Origin of the sequence: Clostridium lacusfryxellense (assembly GCF_018861735.1) — a bacterium.
In the GTDB taxonomy this organism is placed as follows: Bacteria; Bacillota; Clostridia; order Clostridiales; family Clostridiaceae; genus Clostridium_AD; species Clostridium_AD lacusfryxellense.
In genome coordinates this window covers 24375-46828 of record NZ_JAHLEB010000039.1, presented here as the reverse complement: position 1 = coordinate 46828, position 22454 = coordinate 24375, and the positions used below count along the sequence as shown (strand labels likewise).

Below are 22454 nucleotides of genomic sequence, written 5' to 3'. Positions count from 1 at the left end.
CACGTCACCATGGACACCCTTGTCTTAAGCTATGCACTTGGCACTATTAACCCGTGCTAGGGACTTTCACCCATTAGATTGCGCCCATGCTGGGCGCACCAAAAAAAATAAATCCACCTAGTTCATAGGTGGATTTATAACTTTAAAAATTTTATTTTAATTTGTGTTCCTATATTTATTTGACTTTCTATTTCAAGCTGGCAATTTAAGATCTTAATTAGATGTTTAGCAATAGAAATACCTAATCCTGTACCTTTCGCTGAGTATTCTCTTGCCTTATCTGCTTTATAAAATCTTTCCCCAATAAAAGGAATATCATCTTTGCTAATTCCTATCCCATGGTCAATTATTGTAATTGAAACAGTTTCCAAAAAATTTATAACTAGATGTATTTTACTACTTTGCGGAGAAAACTTAATGGCATTGTCTATAAAAATTATTAATAACTGCTTAAGTTTATCATAATCACTCCAAACCGCCGGCAAGTCCTTCTCATCAATTAACTCTAGTTCTATGTTTTTTGCTTTAGTTATTGGTTTTAATACCCGAGTTATATCCAAAAGTATTGTTTTGATGTCAATGTTTTGAAAATTCAATACTACCTTCCCAGATTCTAGTTGACTTAAACTAAGCAAATCCGCTACCAGGGCCTCAAGTCTTTTTGTCTCTTTAATTAATATAAAATAATTTTCATGAACCTCCTGCGTTGGTATTACTTCGTCATACAGTCCTTCAAGATTTCCTCTTATTATAGTTAGAGGCGTTCTAAATTCATGGGACACATTTGCTACAAAATCCTTGCGCATCTGTTCTAGTTTTTTTTGCTGCCCAATGTTATATTCGAGCCTTGCTGATAATATATCGAAGGAAGTTGATAACTCCCCAATCTCATCTTTTTGGTATATATTTGTTTTAACATTAAAATTTCGTCCTGTCATTTGCATAGCTGCCTCATTAATTATTTTAATAGGTTTTGTTATATTTTTAGAAAAATAGAAACTTAATAAACCCGCAATTGCAATTTCACCTAGAAGTGCAGCAATCAGATAAATAAAAAATTCGTCCATAGAACTTGATAAATCGAAAGTAGAAGAATGAACGATGATTACCCCAATTACTTTATTATTACTATTTGTAATAGGAACTGAAATACTCATCATATTCTCTTCATAATAAGTATTATATCCTTGCAACGATTTTGAGCTACCGCTAATTGCACTTGTAATAATCTCTGAATAGACGCTTTGAACTTCTGAGTTTTTCTCTAAGGCTTTTTCATCATTTTCATAAATCGTTCTAATCTCACCCTCTAAGCTAACTAGCCATACTTTTGTGTTATCAAATGAACTAACTCCCTTTATGATATCTTTATACTCCTTTGTTTCCATATCATTTTCAATATAGGGTTCTATTACAGTTGCTAATTTTTTAGCATGTAGAGTAATATTTTTTTCTTTCATATTAAATATACTATTCTTAAATATATTTATTGCAATTATGCCTATACATAAGGTGGATATTAGTACTATTAATACAAACCCTGCTGTTAGTTTAGTACTTATACTTCTTTTAATCATAATTAACCTCAAATTTATATCCAAGCGACCATACAGTTTTAATGTTCCAGCTATATTGATTTTCTAGTTTAAGCTTTGCCCTTAGTCTCTTAATATGAGTGTCTACAGTTCTTGGATCTCCAAAATACTCAGTTCCCCATATATTATCCAGCAGATCATCCCTTGAAAGAATTTTATTAGGTGAATTTGCAAGCATCCATAACACTTCTATTTCTTTTTTTGTTAAATTTACAGTACTATCGTCTATCTTAACAGAATAATTCCCTATATCAATTTTAAGGCAATTATATTTAATTACAGTTATCTTTTCTTTTTCACTTGTAACTATTCTTCTAAGAACAGCTTTAACTCTCGCGACAACTTCTCCCGGGCTAAAAGGTTTTACTATATAATCATCAGCTCCAGTATCTAAAGCCATTATCTTATCACCATCATCACTTCTTGCAGTAATCATTATTATAGGTACATTTGAAGTTTTTCTTATTTCGGCGCAAACCTCTAACCCATTTCTGCGGGGCATCATAATATCCAAAAGAATAAGCGACGGATTATATTCTGTATTTTTAACTAAAGCTTCATTTCCGTCATATGCAGTTATTACCTCAAAACCTTCTTTAATAAGATAAGGTTTTATAATTTTTATAATCTCTTCATTATCATCTGCAACTAGTATCTTCTTACCCATAACTTCCCCTCCAGTAATCATTTATTAAATTATACCATTTATCAACTAGTGGATTGTGTACTAATTGTGGCAAAATAATAAATTTTATTTAATATAAATGACACAAAAATAACACTTTTCAAAACTATAATTTCGTTATGATATACGTATACCAAACAAAAAAATGATTCAAGGAGGAATAAAAATGAAAAGCAAAAAAATAGCAATCGCATTGACTTTAACACTAATACTCGGAGCTACAGGTACAGTATTTGCCGCAGAAACCTCTGGTGATACTAAACAGGCAACAATTCACCAAGCTTTAGGAATGGCAAGAGCTACGGGACTTAGAGGATATGACTACGTAACCTCTGTTCTTAAAGATAAACTAGGATTAACAAGCGCTCAGATAACAGACGAACTTAATTCTGGAAAAACTGTATATGAACTTGCAAAAGGCAAAGGAATGAGTGAAGAAGCCTTTCAGGCTGCACTACTGGCAGAGAAATCCAAAGCAGTAGACACTGCTATAACAAAAGGCACTATAACTAAAGAAGAAGGTGCTATTTTAAAGGAAAACTTAAAAACTAATGCAGAGTCTTGTACAGGTAATTTTGGTGAAGGGAACAAAAATTCAAATGGAAGAGGAAATGCTCATGGAAGTGGTGGTGGAATGATGGGCGGTGGCAGGGGATTTTCTAAATAAAACTACTAATAGTATTATATAATCTAAACATGGAACATGCTAACTTTATTGATAGCATGTTTTCTTCATGTTTTAAACAATATCATTTGACATTAATGATATTAGGATGTAAAATTTTATTAGCATAAGCCACAAATAAATATCATTTATGAAAAGCAAGGAGAATATCAATGGCTAGACCAGTGAAAAACAGAAAAGTGGAAAATCTACCCCAATATACATATTTCACACCCGCAGGAAGGCGAAAATGTGAAATTGAAGACATTCTTATAAAAGTTGAAGAGTTTGAGGCAATGAGGCTTAAGGATGTTGAAGATCTAAATCAGGAAGAGTGTGCAAAAAAAATGTTAGTTTCAAGACAAACTTTTCAGAATATAATTGATAGTGCACGAAAAAAGATTGCTATAGCCTTAATAGAGGGAAAAGCAATAAATATAAGCGGTGGTAACTATACACGAAATGTATGTGAATTCAAATGTATATCTTGCTCTAATACTTATGAAATAAAATATGAAGAAGATAGAAAAATTTGCCCCTCTTGTGGTTCCAAGCAAGTGACTTGTAATAAACGAAGTAGTTTTTGTCTTAGGTCATGTAATAAAAATACTATTTCCGAAAAATAGTTTATTGGCATTTGACAATAAACTATAATAGTATTATACTTTAAATGGCATATGACAAATAAAAGAGGTGATATATTATGAAAATAGCAATACCTAATAAAGGTAGTTTGGTGAATCAACACTTTGGAATGAGCAAAAGTTTTGTTATTGCAACTATTGAAGATAAAAAAGTTCTAAGCTTTGAAGAAATATCTGCAACTGAGCTTTCACACCAGCATCAAGGATTGGCAGACCTACTCAAAAACCAGGGAGCGACAGTCGTTATTACTGGTGGAATTGGCGGAGGTGCAATTAGTGGTTTAGAACAAAATGGTCTCCAAGTAATAAAAGGAGCATCAGGAGAATATAAAAAGGTACTTGACGAATATATTAATGGAACGCTTGAAAATAAAGATGTAACTTGTAATCATCATGGCGAACATCATCACCAATAAATAAAAAGGAGCTCATGCTCCTTTTTATTTTATTTCAATAATAATTATAAGTTATTTCTTTAGATTTCCATTAAAACTCGAAAGTCCATGATTCATATGATATATTGGACCAAACTTGTTTTTTAATAATACATTAACTGCTTTAGGACTTCTACCTCCCGATGCACAGTGTACTAAAATTGGCTTGCCACGGAATTTTTCTAGTTCTGTAATCCTTGAAGCCATTTCAGAAACGGGCATTAGTTTCGAACCATTTATATGTCCTGTTTGGTATTCGCCTTTACTTCTCACATCTATAACAATAAGATCCTTTTTTTCTCTTATAAGCTTAACAGCTTCCTCTCCAGAAATATTTTCAACATTCTTATTAAACTTAATCATTATTTTAGGATAGATCATGTATGCTATTACAATAATTGCTATTATGGTAATTATATTATTCATTTTTATCTCCTTTTAATTTTATATTTTTAATAGCTATATCTGATATTGTATTTACAGGACATATCGTGCACCAGGTTCTAGGCCTATATATAAAGCCAAGAATGAGCCCTATAGCTGTGGTTGTAAGCATCATAGAATATGCTCTAAATGATAAGTGTACTGCCCAATTTGGTATAGAGCTTATGTTTAAAAGTTGAGGCATGTTCATCGGAATTTGAAATGCAAGCATAAACCTTACATTTTCCATGGCCTCTATTCTTCCTCTAAATACCATTAAGGTTGACATAAATAATATTAATAAGTTAAAACTAAAATAAATTTGCTCTAGGGCAATAATTTTGGCACCATGTCTTCTTACCATATTTTGCTAATAATACAAACGGAATAATCATGCATACAAACCCAATCCATGCAAAAATAATATTTAAAAATCCAAGAGCGAAAAATAGTATTGTTACTATGTACAAATTACTTGTCCATTTTTTCTTCATGGCATTTACACCTTCTTCTTAAACATATTCAGAAAATCTCTGTATTTGTTCCTTTAATTCTAAAAAATTAATATATCTAACTTGTCTTAATATTTCCTTCTCCTCTAAAAATAAAATGATTGTGGGAATTGTAAATACACCAAAAACACTAGCCACGGATGGTAAATTTTGAACCTCTACATGTCCACTCATAACTTTTGAATGTTTTTTAAGTAATCCTTCAATCATAGGTAAAATATCATCGCAAACTTTACACCCATCTGATGAAAAATATAACATAACAAACTTATTTTCTTTTATAAAATACTTTATATCATCTATAGAATTTAAGCTATTCATTATCCTACTCCCTCTTTATACTTTTTATAAAACACCCTTATTCATTATTAATAATATCCTCTACGGGTATTACTTATTTTTCAACATCATATGGCCAATCATTTATTCCTCCTAAATTATATACCTTATTGTATCCTTGTTTTATTAATATATTAGCTGCTTTTAAACTTCTACTCCCACTTCTACAATATACGAATATAGGCATACCCTTATCTTTAAGACTATTTTCCGATTCTTTTTTAAGGTTATCTACAGGAATTAATGTAGAACCTTTTATGTGGCCAGCTTCATACTCTTCAATCGTTCTTACATCTAAAAGTATAATTTTTTCTTCACTATCAAGTCTCTTCTTGGCATCTTGGGGAATTATATTAGTGAAGCTAACTTTTGACCCTTGAGTTGTAGCCTCTTTATTCATTCCATTGCTATCATTGCTACATCCTGAAGTTATCCCTATAAAAAAAATCATAACTATTATTCCAATAATATTTCTAGTTTTTAATATTTCACCCACTGATAATCCTCCTTCTCATAATTAATTATAATTTTTTCATTTAGAACAAAAATGTCAGAGGGATAGTGCTATCCCCCTGGACCAAACCGTTATGATATTGAATTAAACATAATTTATACCTAACTTAAAATTTATTTTGATTTATATTATTATATTATTTAAGTCACTTTATATTTGTATATCTTAATATTACAATTTAATAATATAATAACACATATAGAATAAAAAGCAACATAAATTTTATTTTATTTCGGACATTTATCATAAATTTTCTTCCAAGTATTCTACAATATAATCATTTAGTAATATAGCATTTGTAGTAATTTGTTGTTATTGTAAATTTAAAATTCTTATTGTATTGTTTTTCTATACTTCTTGCATAACTAACGGTTTTTTTAATAATATTCATATTTAAAATAGATTCTTAGCAATGTGCTCATATTTATCCTTAGAAAATTCATCAATTATGTCATATATGATTTTATCTACGACATGAATGACACCAGAACTCACATCCAACATAAAATATTCATCATCTCTTCTAAATTTATGTATATCATTCATTAGTTAATTTCCCTCTCTATATTTGTTTTTAGTTATTAAAAAATATCATATCCAATATTATGATATGATATTAACTAGGTATATTTAAGCCTTATAAAAGCTCCCTCACTAAATAGTCTATATACCTTTTTCGTCTAATAATGATTTACTAGTGTGTACATATTCAATTTTGCCATTGGTTGAAGGCATGATTTGATATTTTCCTAAACTTTATTCATAATAATCTTCATTTTCAAATTAATACTTATATATACTTTGTTTTAATCATTGTTATGTCCATCACACCATTTTGCGCAAAAATCTATTTTTTTGCTGCAAATAATATTTTCAGAACCACAAACAGGACATATATGCTTGTCCTGTTCATAATTTATTTCAAATATACTGTCACAATTAAAGCATCTAGATTTGCAAAATGTTGCTCTATAATTTCCACCATTTATTCTTATAGAATTTCCTTCGGTCAAAGCAATAGCTATTTTTTTTCTTGCACTATCTATAACATTTTGAAATGTTTGCCTTGATACTTGCATTCTTTGCGCACATTCTTCTTGATTTAATTCTTCAATATCCTTTAGCCGCATTGCCTCAAGTTCCTCTACTTTTAGAATCATTTCTTTAATTTCACATTTAGGTTTCCCCCAAGGAACAAAATAGGTGTCCTCTGGGAAAAACTCTACTCTTCTACATTTTATTGGTCTTCCCATTTTAATTCCTCCATGGATTATTCTTCGCAGTGTCCTTCATGTTCATGCTCCGTACAAACACTTCCTGTTGACTTTAATTCACCATCTATATATTTTTTTACAACATCATTACAAAGACCCTGGACACCTACTACAACCTCAATACCATTTTCATTAAATAACTTTTGCGCTGTCTCTCCCATGCCACCTGCAATAATAATATTTACATTTAATCCTTTCAAAAACACCGGTAAATATCCTGGCTTATGACCTGGATTTTTAACAAATTCTTTATTTGATCCCGTGGCTTTTTCTACATCATATATAGTAAATCCTTCACAAAAACCAAAATGTCCGCTTACATTATGCCCTTCACTTGCTACTGCAATTTTCATATTGACAACCTCCTTAAAATTAACAAAATCAATTACTTTTTGAGTCAAACTTTTAAATTTGCCATCTAATTCTTTACTTATGCTATTGTTTTTATTATTGATAACATCTATTATTTCTTTACTCATTGGCAGTTCTCCAATAAGTTCTATATCCATTTTACTTAAAAAGTCTTGTGTATTACTGTTACCAAACATCCTTATTTCTGTTTTACAATCAGGACAAACAATGTAGCTCATATTCTCTACTAGTCCTATTACTTTAATATTCATCTTCCTTGTCATATTAATAGCCTTTGCAACTATCATAGAAACTAAATCTTGAGGTATTGATACCATTACTATGCCATCAATTGGGAATGACTGCATAGCTGTAAGGGCTACATCTCCAGTACCAGGTGGCATATCAATAATCAAATAATCAAGTTCTTCCCATAGTACATTTGTCCAAAACTGCTTAACTGTACCTGCTATAACAGGACCTCTCCATATTACTGGTTGCTCTTCGTCTTCAATTAACAAATTAAGAGACATCACCTTAATACCATCTTCTGTTGTTACTGGCATAATAAATTGTTCCGTTTGCTCCGCTCTTGCATTACCTAAATTCAATAATTTTGGTATGCTTGGGCCTGTAATATCAGCGTCTAGTATACCTACTTTATACCCTTTTTTATTTAGTTCTTTGGCTAATAACACCGAAATTGTTGATTTACCTACTCCACCTTTTCCACTCATAACACCTATTACTTTCTTAATATTATTAAGTGGATTATTTTCCATCTTAAAAGGATCCTCGTAAGTACATTTTTCGTTTGATTGATTTGAGTTATTATTTGTCATTGAAATTCCTCCTTTATTTTTAATAGATAAGCATTTGTATATTCGTCCACATATCTTCAATAGCTTTTTCTGCTATACTTTCTTTATAATAAGTTATAGGTTTTAACTCATTTATAGATTTCATAACAATGTAATCATATGGAATTTTACCTACTAATCTCATACCTTTATCATTAACAAAATTCTCTATTTCTCTAGCTACTTCTTCATTTATATCATACTTATTTATACAAACCATTGTAAAAACGCCAAAATGTTCGCATAATGTTACTACTCTCATTAGATCACCTAACCCTGATTTTGTAGGTTCTGTAACAACTAATACCGCATCGCTACCTGTAATTGAAGAAATAACAGGGCATCCAATACCGGGGGATCCATCTATTATAGTTAACTTCTCATTATCATTAAACCTTTTACCATTTTTTCTTAACTTAGATATTAGTTTTCCCGACCCATCCGCCCCTATTTTCATTTCAGCCCTGGAAATTATGTCCTTATCTAATTTAGTAATAAATGTATCTGCGGTTTTTTCATTCAAAAGTTTTATAGCGTTTTGTGGACATACTAATGTGCAAGCACCACACCCTTCACAATCAAATGAATTTATTGAGAAATTTCCTATAGCATCAAATTTACATATGGCCTCACATTTACCACACTTAACGCAAAGAGATTCAACTATAACAGCTTTTTTGCCACCAATAAAATCTCTTTTTTCAACATCTAACCCTTCATAAAACATATAAAGATTTGGTGCATCTACATCACAATCTATTTTTATTACATCTTTAGCAAGTTCAGATAGTGCTGCTACAATAGTAGTTTTGCCAGTTCCACCTTTTCCACTTAAAACCACTAATTCCAAAGTAACACCTCCTTTGAAATCTTATCAAATTCAACTTTATGAAGTTTTTCATCGTACAATATTTCTCCCTTAGAATAAAGGATTGCGACATCTTTACTATAGGGTATATTACCTATTATTTTTATTTTTTCTTGTTTGCAATACTTTTTTACCATGTTATCTTTTCCATCATCTTTATTTATAACTATACCAAAAGGTATCTTATACATTTTTACAAGTTCTATAGCCATTTTTAAATCATGAAGTCCAAACTCCGAAGGTTCTGTAACAAGTATTGCTGCATTAGCGTATTTTAAAGCATTTACTACATTACAAGAAGTTCCAGGTGGGCAATCAATTAAATTATTGTTGCTTGATAAATTTTTGAGAATCTCCCTTATAACAGGTACTGCCATTGGCTCCCCTATATTTAAAATTCCTCTGCTACAATTTATCTCTCTTATTTTACCACTTTCAATTTTCCCAGTTTCTCTTTTCTTATAAGTTATAGCATCATATTTACATACAACTTCACAAGCTCCGCATCCATGACATAATTTTTCAAATAATATAATTTCCTTATTTACTTTTGCAAGAGCATTAAATTGACATGCATTTACACAAGCCCCACATGAGGTACATTTATTATCATTTATGAATGGATACTCTACCATAACCTTTTCACGTTTATCTATTATAGGTTTTAAAAATAAAAACCCATTTGGTTCTTCCACATCACAGTCTATATAATTTGACTTTAGTGCAAGGGCAAGATTAGTAGAAACTGTAGTTTTACCTGTTCCGCCTTTACCACTAAGTACCGCTATATTCACTCTCTGCTCATCTCCAATCTAATCATCTTAACTCTTTACTTGTTTGCTCCATGATATGCAGGACCAGACATTTTTATTTCTTCAAGTTCACCCTTATTATATTTTTCAAGTACTAAACTTATAGCTATGTTCCCACACTTATAAGCCTTGATTCCTGATTTTTCAACAAGTTCAAAAGCATTAGGACCTAGATCTCCTGTGATAATAACATCTACTTTTTCTGCGATTAATTGATTAGATGCAACAATACCTGCTCCACCACTAGAGTCTTGCCCTTTATTTTCTAAAATTTTAACCTCTCCCTTTTCAGTATCATGAATCTGGAAATATTCACACCTCCCAAACCTCATATCAATTAAACTATCACTAGTTTCTCCATTTGATGATATAGCTATTTTCATTACTACTCCTCCTTTACATAGTTATTGGCATTTGCTAATTTCATAATACTCCTGTTTTTTGTTATTGTCAAACGCCAATAACAAAAAATATAATTAAATAAATATTGGAGGAATAAATGCATTGAAAATAACTAGTAAATATATTTGATAACCTTATATAAAGGTAGGGGAATGTTCCCCTACCTTTATATAAATGAGTAAATTACTTTTTAATATTCCACTCACATTTCCGTAAAAATACTCTTTAAAAAATCCTCCATCAAATTCAGACATACCACTTTCCTGTACTCAGCGGTAGATCTCTGATCATCTATAGGCACAATAATTTTAGAATAATCTTCTTTGATATCCTCTAAAATATTTTTTAATCCTTCTTTGTTAAGTCCCTTAAGTTTATCTTCCAATTTTTTTGACCTTACAACCATTGGCCCTACTGCTCCAAAAGTCATCCTTATGTCTTTAATTTTTTCATCTTCCAAATCATACATTCCTATAAAAGAGGCTTTAGAAATAGCTGTAGATTTTCTTGTGCCAACTTTCTTATAGTAAAATGATTTAAATTTATTTACCGGAACTCTAATTTCAACCAAAAGTTCCTCTATTCTTAAATCCTTTTCCCCTGGTCCTAGGACAAAGTCTTTTACTTTTACTTCCCGCAAACTACCTAATCTTTCTATTACTAATATAGAGTCTAATGCATATAACAGTGGAAATATATCTCCTGCAGGTGACGCATTGCATATATTCCCTCCTATAGTTGCAATATTTCTTATAGCAGGATTTGCCATAGATATTATAACTTCTTTAAAGTAGAAAGGCATTAATACATTTTCTTGTATCTGTGAAAGTGAACATGCAGCTCCGATCACTAAGTAATTTTCATTGATTTTTATATTTCTAAGCTCTTGCAAATGCCCTATAAATACTACATCATTATCAAAATAAGGTAAACATCCTGGCCAACTTTTTCTTTTAACCATTAAATCTGTGCCACCCGCCAAAATTATACATTTCCTATTATTTAAAAGTCTCAGTACTTCTTCCTTACTTTTAGCTGCAAAAGTTTCTACCATAAGCCATCCCCTTTATTGGAAGCTAGAGAAATTGCTTCTACAATCATATTATATCCTGTACATCTACATAGATTACCTGATATTCCTTCCCTTATATCAGCTTCACTAGGTCTTGGTTTTTTACTTAACAAAACTTCAGTTGCCATTATCATGCCTGGAATACAAAATCCACATTGTACGGCGCCTACTTTCTCGAATGAATTTTTTATTATTTCATATCTATGAGTTTTTCTATATCCATCAATAGTAATTATTTTTGATCCTTCTAGCGTACCTATAGGTACAAGGCAAGAATTTATGAGTTTCCCATCTATAATTACTGAGCACGCACCACATTCACCCTCACCGCAGCCTTCTTTGACCCCAGTAAATTTAAAGTCTTCTCTTAAAACATCTATTAGCCTTTTTATAGAGTCCGTTTCAATATAGACATCTTTATTATTCAAATTAAAATTCACTTTAGTTATCATCTCTCATCACCTCCATTAAATATTCGGGAGTTACAGGAATTTTATTTATATTATGTCCAATAGCATTTTGAACTGCAAGAGCATATGCTGCTGCTGCACCTATAAGTGTTGTTTCCCCTACACCTTTAGCTCCATATGGGCCATCTATATAAGGGTTATTTACAAGTTTACTTTGTATTTTAGGAAAGTCCATAGAAGTAGGAATAATGTAATCCGTGTTAGTCTTTTGAAGTAATTTCCCACCTTTATGCTCCATAACTTCCATACCTGCATATCCAAGTCCTTGCACCATCCCCCCTTCTATTTGACCACGAACAATGAGGTCATCGATTGCTTCTCCTATATCAAACACAACATAAATATCTGTAACAGACACCTCATACGTTATAGGGTTAACTTCAACTTCTACAACGTTTGCTCCCCATGCGTAAGTATTATAAGCATCTCCCTTGAAATTCACATCATCCCATTCAAATCCTTTTGGATGTTTGTATTGTTTTAGTATCTCTAGTTCATCATCATTTCCCATGAGTTCTTTCATTTCTAAAGCCGCATCTTGAAGAAGTTTACCAACAATTGTGGTAGTCCTTGATGCTACTGTTGGCCCTGAATCCGGAACTCTATCCGTATCTGGATTTTCAAACACAACCCTCTCTATTGGTATTTCTAGAGTATAAGCAACTATTTTCTTTAATGTGGTCAAAGCTCCTTGGCCCATTTCTACATTAGATATAAGAATCTCTACAGTTCTATCCACATGTTTTAACAGCTTCACTTTTGCTTTTATAATATCCCGTTCTCCAGATCCCGTGAATCCACATCCATGAAAAATAAGAGAACATCCTATTCCTTTTAGAATCCCTTTCTCTTTAGGCGTTTCTATCTTGTTTTTATACTTAGACATATTTTCTATAGTTTGTATTATTTCTGGGAGCATTATATGTTCTCTAATTACACCACCAGTAGAAGAAAAATCCCCTTGTTTTAAAATATTTAATTTTCTTAGCTCCAAAGCATTTATTCCTTGCTCCTTTGCTACATAATCCATATGCATCTCTAAAGCAAAAAATGCTTGCGGAGCTCCAAAACCCCTAAATCCTCCTCCAATCACCTTATTAGTTGCAAGTGCAACTCCACTTACTTTTATATTTTCAACATTATAAACTCCAATTGCCGCAAACATTGTTCTTTGAAGAACAATGTTTGAAAGCCCAGAATATGCTCCTCCATCAATTTTTATATCTACTTTCATTCCTAGTATTTTATTATCCAAACTTACATAACTTTTAATTTTTATTTTTGTAGGGTGTCTTTTAGTAGTTACTTCAATATCCTCATCTCTATCGAAAATCAGCCTTATAGGTCTTTTTATTTTATAAGCTGCCACTGCTACCTGACCTGCAATTAATGAAGGATACTCCTCTTTTCCACCAAAACCACCACCTGTTGTAGCTTGAATTACTTGAACTCTACTTTCATCAAATCCTAGTGCCTCAACTACAGCATCTTTAATAAAATATGGGCATTGCATCGAACCCCATATTTTAATTTTTTCATCAACATAAGTCGCTACTACTCCTTGAGTTTCCAAATATATATGTTCTTGATAACCTGTACTATACTCTCCCTCATATACTCTAACATCATTCTTTGCTATATCATCAAGATTTCCTTTACTATATGCATACTGTGCATATATATTATTTTCTCCAAATATAGGCACATTAGTATTATCTATTGCCTGCTCCATACTTAATATAGGATCAATTTTCTCATACACAACCTTAATTTTTGATAATATATTTAATATCTCTTCTCTATCAGGTCCTACTACCAGTAAAATAGGCTCACCTATATAATTAACTTCATCCTCCGCAAAAAAGGGCATATCATAAAAGATTATTTTAACCCTATTCCTCCCGGTCACATCACTTTTATCTACAATATAATAGCCCCTCGGAAGTTCTGGAATATCTATAGATACAATCTTACCCCTTGCCACTGTAGACCTAAGAGTTCTAGCATAAAGCATATCCTCAAACTCAATATCTGCTATATACTTAGCTTCGCCCCCAATCTTCTCCCCAGCATCCACTCGCTTAATTGGTTTCCCTATTCTTTCTGGACCACCCATCCTTTTAATAGGTTTCTTTATTTCTGCATTCATATCACCCCGGATCCCCCTTCGCCTTATTTATTTTTTTGATTTTTGTTATTTTGTCTTTTGCTTTTTTATTGTCTTGTTTTAAATCTTTAATTTAATATCCATTCCTTATCCCTCATTCTTTAACTTTTTTCTTCATTCTTTGTTCTTTATTTTTTATTCTTTATTCTTATATCTATTAATTATCATTGAATATTTAAAAATTACATAAATATAATATCTATGATAAGTATGATATTTATCCGTAGCGACTTGCAACAAGAAGCGACAAAACAATTGAAATTCTATTTAGTAATTCTTCTTTTGAAAAAAGAAAATCATCGTGAATGTGCACAGGACGCATAACAATTAATAATTGTTATGTGCCCCTAAGGAATACCCAGAGGAGACATTAGGCAACCTGAGGCAGGACGCCGAATGTTGCCGTCAGATAATTTTTTTTCTTCAAAAGTTAGAATTTCTTAATCGAATTCACTGTTTTTAGTTCTGTTGCAAGTCCGAAGGATAAATTTCATACTTCTACGATGTCACTCTTTAAGATTTCTTCATAATCTTCAATAGTATCTATGTCCATTAAAATACTATTAGAATTAACCTCTACCTTAGTAACCTCTTTTGAAACTATAAATTCTCGCAAATTTGAATATATATTCTCTTCTAATATCCCACTTATATAATTACTATTGATAAGTATTGGGTGACCATTTCTATCTCCATAGGTTGGAATTATAATCTCACCACTTGCCCTTAGCAAAGTTTCATAAACTTCTATAGAAACAAGGGGATAGTCCCCCGGTGTAAAGAAGAATTTTTCTTCTTTAACATGACGAATACCCTCTTTTACAGAACTAAACATTCCCAGTTCATAATCCTTATTAAAAACCACATGTACTTTTTCATATTTTGCTAGTATAGTTGTTATATTTTCTAGCTTGTATCCCCCTACAACTATTATATTCTCGCAAATGTCATACATGCCTTCTATACATCTCTCTATAACTGATTTCCCATGAATATCTAATGCCATTTTATAAGTACCAACTCTACTTGATAACCCGGCTGCAAGCACTACTGCATCAACTGCCATAAGCTATTTCATCTCTTTTAGCGCAATTAGTATTTTCTCTGGAGTTATAGGAAGAGTTTTAATTCTTACACCTGTTGCATTATAAATTGCATTAGCAATCGCTGCAGGTGGTGTATCTATTCCTATTTCACCTACTGACTTTGCTCCATATGGGCCTGTAGGTTCATAACTATCTGCAAATTCCACTGTTATATTATTAATATCTTCCCTTGTAGGTATTGTATACGTCATTAAACTATTTGTTAAAAGTCTACCCGTTTCACTATATTTAACGTTCTCAAACATAGCCATTCCAATACCTTGAACCAATCCACCTTCCACTTGTATTTTAGCAAGATTTGGGTTTATGGTAGTTCCACAATCTACTACTCCTACATAATCTAAAAGCTTAACCCTTCCTGTTCCCAGATCCACCTCTACCTCAGCAAATCCTGCCATATATGGAGGAGGAGACTTTGTGCCTACATATGACTGAGATGCAACTAATTGTTTTTGATTATTATTGTAATACAATTGCTCACATAGTTCTCTAAGTGATATTTTATCTTTAGTTTCTAATGACTTTATATATTTCCCATCAAAAATAACTTCATTTTGTAACAGATTCAATCTTTTTGCACCTTCTTCTTCTATCATTTCTTTCATCTGATTAGCAGTTTTTTTAACTGCTTGCCCTGAAATATATGTAGTACTAGAAGCATATGCACCAGAATCAAAAGGGGTAAGATCTGTATCTGAAGAGTATACGATTATCTTCTTAGTCTCTACCCCTAACGTCTCTGCCGCTATTTGTGCAAGTATAGTATCACTTCCTGTGCCTATATCTGTAGCTCCAACAAGTAGATTAAAGAAACCCTCATCATTAAGCTTTAAAATAGCAGAGCCCATATCCATATAAGGGATTCCAGAACCTTGCATCGCTATTGCCATGCCTACTCCACGAACAATCTCTTTATCTATATCTATTTTTGGGTATTTGTACTTCCAGTTTATAAGTTCCCTTCCACGCTTAATGCAATAATCTAATTTACAACTTTCAATAGACATCTCTATGCCCTCTCCGCCTTCTCCCATAATTTTAAATATTGGGGAGGTTTCACCTTGCATTATCATATTCTTTTCTCTTAGACGTATAGGATCCATCCCTAATTTTTCTGCTAGTTCGTCCATAACAGATTCTAGTGCAAAATTCCCCTGAACAGCTCCATACCCTCTAAAAGCACCTGCTGGAGTGTGATTTGTATACATAACCTTTCCTGCAAAATGTACTGATTCAACTTTATTATATAAGGGTAATGTTTTGGATGCTGCAACCATAAATACAGTAAGCGCATGCTCACCATAAGCCCCTGTATCTGATAGAATTTCCATATCGATGGCTTTTAGGTTTCCACTTTTATCACTACCTACAGTAATGTCAATTCTCATAGCATGCCTACAATAGGTAGATTCGAATACCTCTTTTCTTGTATATATAAGTTTTGATGGTTTTCTTGTTTTAAGCGTTACTGCAGCTACTAAAAATTCCCCGTGGATGGCTTGCTTTCCACCATAAGCTCCTCCAACTCTTGGTTTTATAACTCTAATTGTACTAACAGATATTCCAAAAGCTTCTGCAATTATTCTTCTCATATGAAATGGTGTTTGGGTAGATGATATGATATTAAGTCTTCCTTGGAAATCCAAATACGCTGTTGACGCGTGTGGTTCCATAGCAACATGGGCCTGAGCTTGAGTATAATATCTTTCTTTAACTACTACGTCACATTTACTTAATGTCTCGCCAGAGTTTCCAACATTCATTTCATATGTGCAAGCAATGTTTTTGGATGGATTATAACCCATTGGAAACATTGAATGGCATTCTGGTTCTAGATGCACTGCCCTAGCACTATTTTCTGCAGTTTCAAAGTCTAATACAGCCTCAAAAACTTTATATTTTACTTCAATAAGCTGTAACGCACGTATAGCAATTTTCTCTGTAAGTGCTGCAACAACTGCCACTTCATCCCCTATATAACGTACATACTCATCTAATATAAATTTATCGTGGGGTGATGGTTCTGGATATCCTTGTCCCGCCCTTGTCACTATGTTTCTAGGCACATCTTTATATGTTAAAATACACTCGACCCCAGATAACGTTAAGGCTCTCAAAGTATTTATTTCTATAATTTTTGCAAAGTGATGAGGACTTCGTAATACTTTAATTATTAAAGCATTATTCATTGCAAGGTCATCAGTATAGGCAGGTGCTCCCGTAATAAGTCCAATACCATCTATTTTAGGAACTGATTTATTAACTTCGATCATCTTTTCACCCCCAAGTATTTCTTAATAGCCCTAAGGTGTCCTACATACCCTGAGCATCTACATAAATTCCCTACAAGGTAGTGTTTTATATCTTCTTCTGTCGGATCCACAAGTTCATGCGTCATGCCTATAATCGCTAAAGCAAAACCAGGGCTACAGTATCCACATTGTTCTACCCCTTCACCAACTAGAAATTCTGCTATTTTTAAAGCCTCCTTTTGCACTCCCTCTATAGTTGTTATGTTATGACCACCTGCTTTAGCTGCATAACACGAACATGATGAAATAGGGTACCCATCAAAAAGTACTGTGCATATACCGCAAGAACCCGTGTCACATCCTCTTTTTACGCTTACAAGCCCAATTTTTCTTAAAGTGTCTAGTAACATTTCGCCAGGTTCAATATCTATATTTCTTTGTCCATCATTAATAATCAAGTCAATTTTCACTTCATAACCTCCAATAATCCCCTTTTTACAAGAACACTACAAAGCTCTTTTCTATATTCTTTTGACGCCCTTAAATCTGATTTAAATATAAGTTCATTTAATGCTATTTCCCCAGTTTTTATTAAGTCGTATTCATTTCCTTTTGACGATTCCATATAAGTCATAGCTTTCTTAGCTAAAGCACTAACACCAGGCCTTGCACCAACTGCAATATTATACCCACCATTTTTGGAGCAAACTGCTACATTAATCATAGAAAAATCATTACTAGTATTCCTCATTGATATAAAGGATGCTAGCCTTTCATCCTTTTTAATTATTATTTTTTCTATTATATCCTTATGATCAATTCTTTCCTTTAAAAATTTCTCAAGATAAATTTCTCCTCTTTTATGTAATACTACGCTGCAGTCCAATGCTAATAAAGTAGTGATTAAATCCGAAAATCCATATCTACCTTGAATTGTTCCCCCAACCGTAACTATATTCCTCATTTGTACTCCCATAATATCTTTTACAGTTTTATATATTGCTCCACTATAATAACTCTTTAAAATATCACTTTTCTCTAGTGTCCTAAATGTAGTAGTAGACCCTATCTCAATTGTTTCCTTCTTCTCATCTATAAAGTCAAGACCAGCATTACACATGTCTATAGCTAAATCAATATGTCTTATCCCAAGCCTTACATATGCTCCTCCCCCAATCACCACCGATTTTGGAGTTGAAATAAGCAATTCATAAGCTTCTTTTATGCTACTCGGCTTTTCATATCTATCTATTATCAAAACCTACACCCCCCCCTCTAAAACATTCCACTAATAGCATTTACAGGACACCTGACTTCACAAAGTCCACAACCAAAGCATTTAGCTCTATCTACCTTAGCTTTCTTGTTAACCTTCATAGCAAAATAAGGACATACAGACTCACAAATTTTGCAAGCAATACACCTTTTCAATTGTATTTTAGGGAATTTTGGTTCATAGTTCACCTTACCAATTATAAGTTTCGTATTGATTACATCTTGTATACTATTAAACCCATAATACTCAAGTGTTTTTGGTAGATCACTTATAATCTTTTCATATAAATCCTTTCCTTTAATTATTGCTGAGGATAACATTTGTACTGCATCTGCTCCTGCAAGCAAAAACTCTATAACATCCTGGGCACTTGATACTCCTCCGACTCCAATTATAGTAAAATCTGGTACAGCTTGTTTTATTTTATTTATAATAGCAAGCGCTATAGGCTTAATACTTGGACCTGAAGTCCAAACCTCACCATCAACGTTTCCAACTAATACACTTCTTTTTTCTATATCAATTATCATTGATGGCCCTATTGAATTAATTGCCACTATGCCACTTGCACCGTTTTCTTTTGCCATTCTAGCAAATCCAATAACATCTGGTATATGTGGACTTATTTTCATGAAGAATGGTTTATCTGTATTACTACGAATCGTTTTAACTATTTGTGTTATGACATCTAAGTCTTTGCCTACATAATGAGTAGAAATTTCAAATGCATCTACATATTCATCTATCCTCGGTATCAATATTTCCATATCCTCTTTTGAATAACCTAGACTAGCTATAATAGGTACTTTAGATTCCGCTTTTAATTTAGGAAGTATATCATCTATCCACTTCTCTGGAGTGAACTCAGACCAAAGCTCACTGTTCATTATTTTATTATTATCACCATATATACATGGTCTTGGAACTTGTGCTGCTTTAGTTGATATTGTTTTAGTAACTATGGCCCCAACCCCGAAACTAGATATAGCCATAATTTTCTCAAAATCCCCTACTAGTGGCCCAGATGCTGGCATTAATGGATTTTCTAATATTAAACCGCAAATATTCGTACTTAAATCCATTGTTACCCTCCAATTAATTATTATTTTATGACTTACCTTTAAGGCAATCACTATCATTCTTTGCAACTCTCTCCCATAACCTATCCGCTTCTACTCGTGCTTTTGAATATATATCTGTAATTTCTTCACTTGTGCTATAATTCTTCATTAAGCAGTTACCATCACAATAAACCTCTCGAGGATGGAAGTTATCAAAAACCCCATAAAAAACATGTGCAAATGCATTATCATTATTTACATTTGTTGGAGGATTATAAGGTACAATAATCATATCAGCTTTATAACCCTTCGTAATTCGTCCAAGATTTATCTTCAATATCTTTGAAACATATTTATAACCATTGTCTATAACAACTTTCAAGTCCTCTAATGTAAATCCTGTAGGGCTTTTAAAATTATTTCTCATACCAAAAAACAAGTTTAAATATTCCCTAGTTATATTTGTCCCAAGTCCATCATTACCAACAAAGCAAGGTATATTCATATCTTTTAACAACTTATAATTAGTCATTCCTACAGCGTTGTTCATATTAGAAGTAGGGTTCATAGCAACATAAGCTTTTGCATCTCTTATCATTTTTGCTTCTACCACGTTTATGTGAACGCAGTGAGCTAAAATAGAGTTTTCTTTTAAAAGTCCAAATTTAAATAACCTTTCAATAACAGTGGTTCCATGTTTTTTAAAACAATCATCTTCATCCTCCTGGCTTTCAGCAACATGAATATGAATAGGCAAATCTCCTATTCTTTTAGATATTTCCCCTAAGGTCTTATCACTAAGACTCATAGAGGCATGCATACCAAATAACCCAGCAAATTTCTCCGATCTTTTTAATGCAAAATTAATGTTTTCATCTATACATAAAGTAGTGTTAAATCTATCACTAGTTTCAAAACAAAATATCCCACGTATTTTTGAATCTCCACATACACCCTTTTTTAACTCATCTAAAGTTCCTGTAATATCCGTACCACTGGCATGATGGTCTATTATTGTAGTTACTCCATTATTTATACACTCATATGAGTTAATAACGCCACTATAGTAAGTTGATTTTTTATTTATAGCCTTATCAAGTTTCCACCAATACTTATCTAATATATCTTTAAAATTTTTAGGCTTATATGATAGATTGATCCCTCTTGCAAATGTAGAATAAACATGAGTATGGCAATTTATAAGACCAGGCATTACGATGCATCCACTACAATCTATAACCTGGCAAGATTCATTAAATTCACTCATAGGCCCTACCTCTAATATTTCACTATTAAATAGAATATATTGATTTTCTTTGTAGGAACCTAAATCAAATATATTAGCATTTATTAATGCCTTCATTGATATTTAATCTCACGTGGTACATACTCACCCTCACCACCAACAAAAACACCATCCTTAACAACAAATTTCCCTTTAGCGATAGTAGAGCATACCTTACCAGTTATCTCAATATCTTTATAAATGTTATAATCTACATCTGAATGATTTTCGTTTATAATATACTGCTTATTTTCGTCAAAGATTACTATATCTGCATCTGCTCCTGGAAGCAGAGTTCCTTTCCTTGGATACAGTCCATGCACTATTGCAGGGTTTTTAGTAAACTTATCAATTATTTTTTCACCGAATCTCTCGTACATAAGTGGGAATGAATACTCAACCCCGCCTATTCCCATAGGTATATCATCAATAAATTCTTTATTTTTCTCAATCGAATTGAATGGACAATGATCCGTGCCTATTGTAAATATGTTATCTATTTGATGATTTAATTTCTTCACTTCTCTATCACTTCGAAGTGGCGGGGTCATAGTATACAAATACCCTTCTCTTTGTAAATATTTAGAGCTTGATAAAATAAAGTAATGTGGGCAACTCTCAATTATAAAATCTTTATTGAGAATTGAATTATAGTTTTCTTTAAGCCTCTCGACTGTTGTACCACAATTGGTATGCACAATATACATACGTCCATCTCGATATTTTGTCATCTCAGCTAGCTTTATTACCTCACTTATCTCCGCTATTGCTGGCCTTGCGCTTGCATGTTGCACTACATGTGTTTTTTGCTCATCAAGTATTATTCCATTATTTTCAGCGTGCGCTAGTATCAGGGTTCCTGTCTCCTTAGTAATTGTTAGTAGGTTATCTATAGTTCTATCACTTGTACGTCTATCAAAATTTGAATAGGTAGTAAATAGCTTTATCGTTGGAATTCCTAGTGTTTTTGTATTTTCAACAAATCTAATAGGCTCCTCCTGTAAATCTGCAATTGTTGCGTGAAATGCATAATCAATTACACTATTTTTAGCTAGTGCCATTCTATCATCAAAGGCTTTTTTTAATCCCATATTATTTTTAACCGGGTCAAGAAAATCTATATATGTTGTAATACCACCAAAAGCTGCCGCTCTTGATCCACTATAAAAATCATCAACTGATGTATAATTCCCAAATTGGAGCTTAAAGTGAACATGTGGATCAATAAATCCTGGTAATACCGCCCTGCCCTTTGCATCATATTCCTCTTTAGCTTCTAACAAACCATGAGAAATAGTTGATATCTTATTATCTTTTATATACAAATTCCCCGTGTGCCATTGGCCACCAATATATATTCTTCCATTTATAATTCCTAAATCAAACAC

26 protein-coding genes are annotated in these 22454 nt (G+C 32.4%); 3 read left to right on the top strand and 23 right to left on the bottom strand.

All coding sequences use genetic code 11. From position 1 onward, the window contains the following. Positions 1-134 precede the first annotated feature (134 nt). Positions 135-1577: a sensor histidine kinase gene (locus KPL55_RS18240; protein ID WP_216308174.1), complete on the bottom strand. Its 1443-nt coding sequence runs from the start codon at positions 1575-1577 to the stop codon at positions 135-137. Continuing rightward, positions 1570-2262 carry a response regulator transcription factor gene (locus KPL55_RS18235; protein WP_216308173.1) on the bottom strand — a complete coding sequence of 231 codons (693 nt, stop codon included), beginning with the start codon at positions 2260-2262 and terminating at the stop codon, positions 1570-1572. The genes KPL55_RS18240 and KPL55_RS18235 overlap by 8 nt, the downstream gene beginning before the upstream one ends. A gap of 184 nt (positions 2263-2446) precedes the next feature. Between KPL55_RS18235 and KPL55_RS18230 the strand changes: the two genes are divergently transcribed. From KPL55_RS18230 to KPL55_RS18220, 3 genes are all read left to right on the top strand, one after another. Next, positions 2447-2947: a hypothetical protein gene (locus tag KPL55_RS18230; RefSeq protein ID WP_216308172.1), complete on the top strand. Its 501-nt coding sequence runs from the start codon at positions 2447-2449 to the stop codon at positions 2945-2947. Between the two features lie 170 nt (positions 2948-3117). Then, positions 3118-3570, top strand: coding sequence for a DUF134 domain-containing protein (locus KPL55_RS18225; protein ID WP_216308171.1), 453 nt, complete (start codon positions 3118-3120; stop codon positions 3568-3570). A gap of 77 nt (positions 3571-3647) precedes the next feature. Next, entirely contained in the window at positions 3648-4004 is a 357-nt protein-coding gene (locus tag KPL55_RS18220) for a NifB/NifX family molybdenum-iron cluster-binding protein (protein ID WP_216308170.1), read from the top strand. A 51-nt stretch (positions 4005-4055) separates the two neighbouring features. Here the strand turns inward: KPL55_RS18220 and KPL55_RS18215 are convergent, their stop codons facing one another. The 21 genes from KPL55_RS18215 to KPL55_RS18115 form a co-directional block, all read right to left on the bottom strand. After that, positions 4056-4448 carry a rhodanese-like domain-containing protein gene (locus KPL55_RS18215; RefSeq protein ID WP_216308169.1) on the bottom strand — a complete coding sequence of 131 codons (393 nt, stop codon included), beginning with the start codon at positions 4446-4448 and terminating at the stop codon, positions 4056-4058. Beyond that, complete coding sequence (locus KPL55_RS18210; RefSeq protein WP_216308168.1) at positions 4441-4695, bottom strand: 4Fe-4S binding protein; 255 nt, start codon at positions 4693-4695, stop codon at positions 4441-4443. The genes KPL55_RS18215 and KPL55_RS18210 overlap by 8 nt, the downstream gene beginning before the upstream one ends. Positions 4696-4756: 61 nt before the next feature. After that, the gene (locus tag KPL55_RS18205; protein WP_216308167.1) at positions 4757-4939 is read right to left on the bottom strand and encodes a hypothetical protein; all 183 of its coding nucleotides are present in this window, start codon (positions 4937-4939) and stop codon (positions 4757-4759) included. A gap of 18 nt (positions 4940-4957) precedes the next feature. After that, positions 4958-5278 (bottom strand): thioredoxin family protein, encoded by a 321-nt coding sequence (locus tag KPL55_RS18200; RefSeq protein WP_216308166.1) that lies wholly within the window; start codon positions 5276-5278, stop codon positions 4958-4960. A gap of 73 nt (positions 5279-5351) precedes the next feature. Then, positions 5352-5792, bottom strand: coding sequence for a rhodanese-like domain-containing protein (locus KPL55_RS18195; protein ID WP_312887335.1), 441 nt, complete (start codon positions 5790-5792; stop codon positions 5352-5354). 411 nt (positions 5793-6203) lie between these two features. After that, complete coding sequence (locus KPL55_RS18190; protein WP_216308165.1) at positions 6204-6356, bottom strand: hypothetical protein; 153 nt, start codon at positions 6354-6356, stop codon at positions 6204-6206. A 260-nt stretch (positions 6357-6616) separates the two neighbouring features. Then, positions 6617-7063 carry a DUF134 domain-containing protein gene (locus tag KPL55_RS18185; protein WP_216308164.1) on the bottom strand — a complete coding sequence of 149 codons (447 nt, stop codon included), beginning with the start codon at positions 7061-7063 and terminating at the stop codon, positions 6617-6619. Between the two features lie 17 nt (positions 7064-7080). After that, entirely contained in the window at positions 7081-8277 is a 1197-nt protein-coding gene (locus KPL55_RS26075) for a P-loop NTPase (protein WP_216308163.1), read from the bottom strand. Between the two features lie 19 nt (positions 8278-8296). Further along, entirely contained in the window at positions 8297-9145 is an 849-nt protein-coding gene (locus tag KPL55_RS18175) for an ATP-binding protein (protein WP_216308162.1), read from the bottom strand. Beyond that, positions 9136-9957 carry a P-loop NTPase gene (locus tag KPL55_RS18170; protein WP_216308161.1) on the bottom strand — a complete coding sequence of 274 codons (822 nt, stop codon included), beginning with the start codon at positions 9955-9957 and terminating at the stop codon, positions 9136-9138. The genes KPL55_RS18175 and KPL55_RS18170 overlap by 10 nt, the downstream gene beginning before the upstream one ends. Before the next feature lie 35 nt (positions 9958-9992). Next, the gene (locus KPL55_RS18165; protein ID WP_216308160.1) at positions 9993-10358 is read right to left on the bottom strand and encodes a NifB/NifX family molybdenum-iron cluster-binding protein; all 366 of its coding nucleotides are present in this window, start codon (positions 10356-10358) and stop codon (positions 9993-9995) included. Between the two features lie 221 nt (positions 10359-10579). Then, complete coding sequence (locus KPL55_RS18160) at positions 10580-11431, bottom strand: FAD binding domain-containing protein (protein ID WP_216308159.1); 852 nt, start codon at positions 11429-11431, stop codon at positions 10580-10582. Beyond that, positions 11425-11901: a (2Fe-2S)-binding protein gene (locus KPL55_RS18155; protein ID WP_216308158.1), complete on the bottom strand. Its 477-nt coding sequence runs from the start codon at positions 11899-11901 to the stop codon at positions 11425-11427. The genes KPL55_RS18160 and KPL55_RS18155 overlap by 7 nt, the downstream gene beginning before the upstream one ends. Beyond that, on the bottom strand, positions 11891-14068 hold the full coding sequence (locus tag KPL55_RS18150) for a xanthine dehydrogenase family protein molybdopterin-binding subunit (protein WP_376770470.1): 2178 nt from the start codon (positions 14066-14068) through the stop codon (positions 11891-11893). Before KPL55_RS18150 ends, KPL55_RS18155 begins: the two co-directional genes overlap by 11 nt. Positions 14069-14576: 508 nt before the next feature. After that, complete coding sequence (locus tag KPL55_RS18145) at positions 14577-15152, bottom strand: nucleotidyltransferase family protein (RefSeq protein WP_216308157.1); 576 nt, start codon at positions 15150-15152, stop codon at positions 14577-14579. 3 nt (positions 15153-15155) lie between these two features. Then, positions 15156-17465 (bottom strand): xanthine dehydrogenase family protein molybdopterin-binding subunit, encoded by a 2310-nt coding sequence (locus tag KPL55_RS18140; RefSeq protein WP_216308156.1) that lies wholly within the window; start codon positions 17463-17465, stop codon positions 15156-15158. Beyond that, positions 17462-17914, bottom strand: a complete 453-nt coding sequence (locus KPL55_RS18135; protein WP_216308155.1) for a (2Fe-2S)-binding protein — start codon at positions 17912-17914, stop codon at positions 17462-17464. Before KPL55_RS18135 ends, KPL55_RS18140 begins: the two co-directional genes overlap by 4 nt. Continuing rightward, positions 17911-18702, bottom strand: coding sequence for an FAD binding domain-containing protein (locus KPL55_RS18130; protein ID WP_216308154.1), 792 nt, complete (start codon positions 18700-18702; stop codon positions 17911-17913). Before KPL55_RS18130 ends, KPL55_RS18135 begins: the two co-directional genes overlap by 4 nt. Before the next feature lie 17 nt (positions 18703-18719). Continuing rightward, positions 18720-19802, bottom strand: a complete 1083-nt coding sequence (locus KPL55_RS18125; RefSeq protein ID WP_216308153.1) for a dihydroorotate dehydrogenase — start codon at positions 19800-19802, stop codon at positions 18720-18722. Between the two features lie 25 nt (positions 19803-19827). After that, on the bottom strand, positions 19828-21144 hold the full coding sequence (locus KPL55_RS18120) for an amidohydrolase family protein (protein ID WP_216308152.1): 1317 nt from the start codon (positions 21142-21144) through the stop codon (positions 19828-19830). Further along, entirely contained in the window at positions 21141-22454 is a 1314-nt protein-coding gene (locus tag KPL55_RS18115) for a dihydroorotase (protein WP_216308151.1), read from the bottom strand. Before KPL55_RS18115 ends, KPL55_RS18120 begins: the two co-directional genes overlap by 4 nt.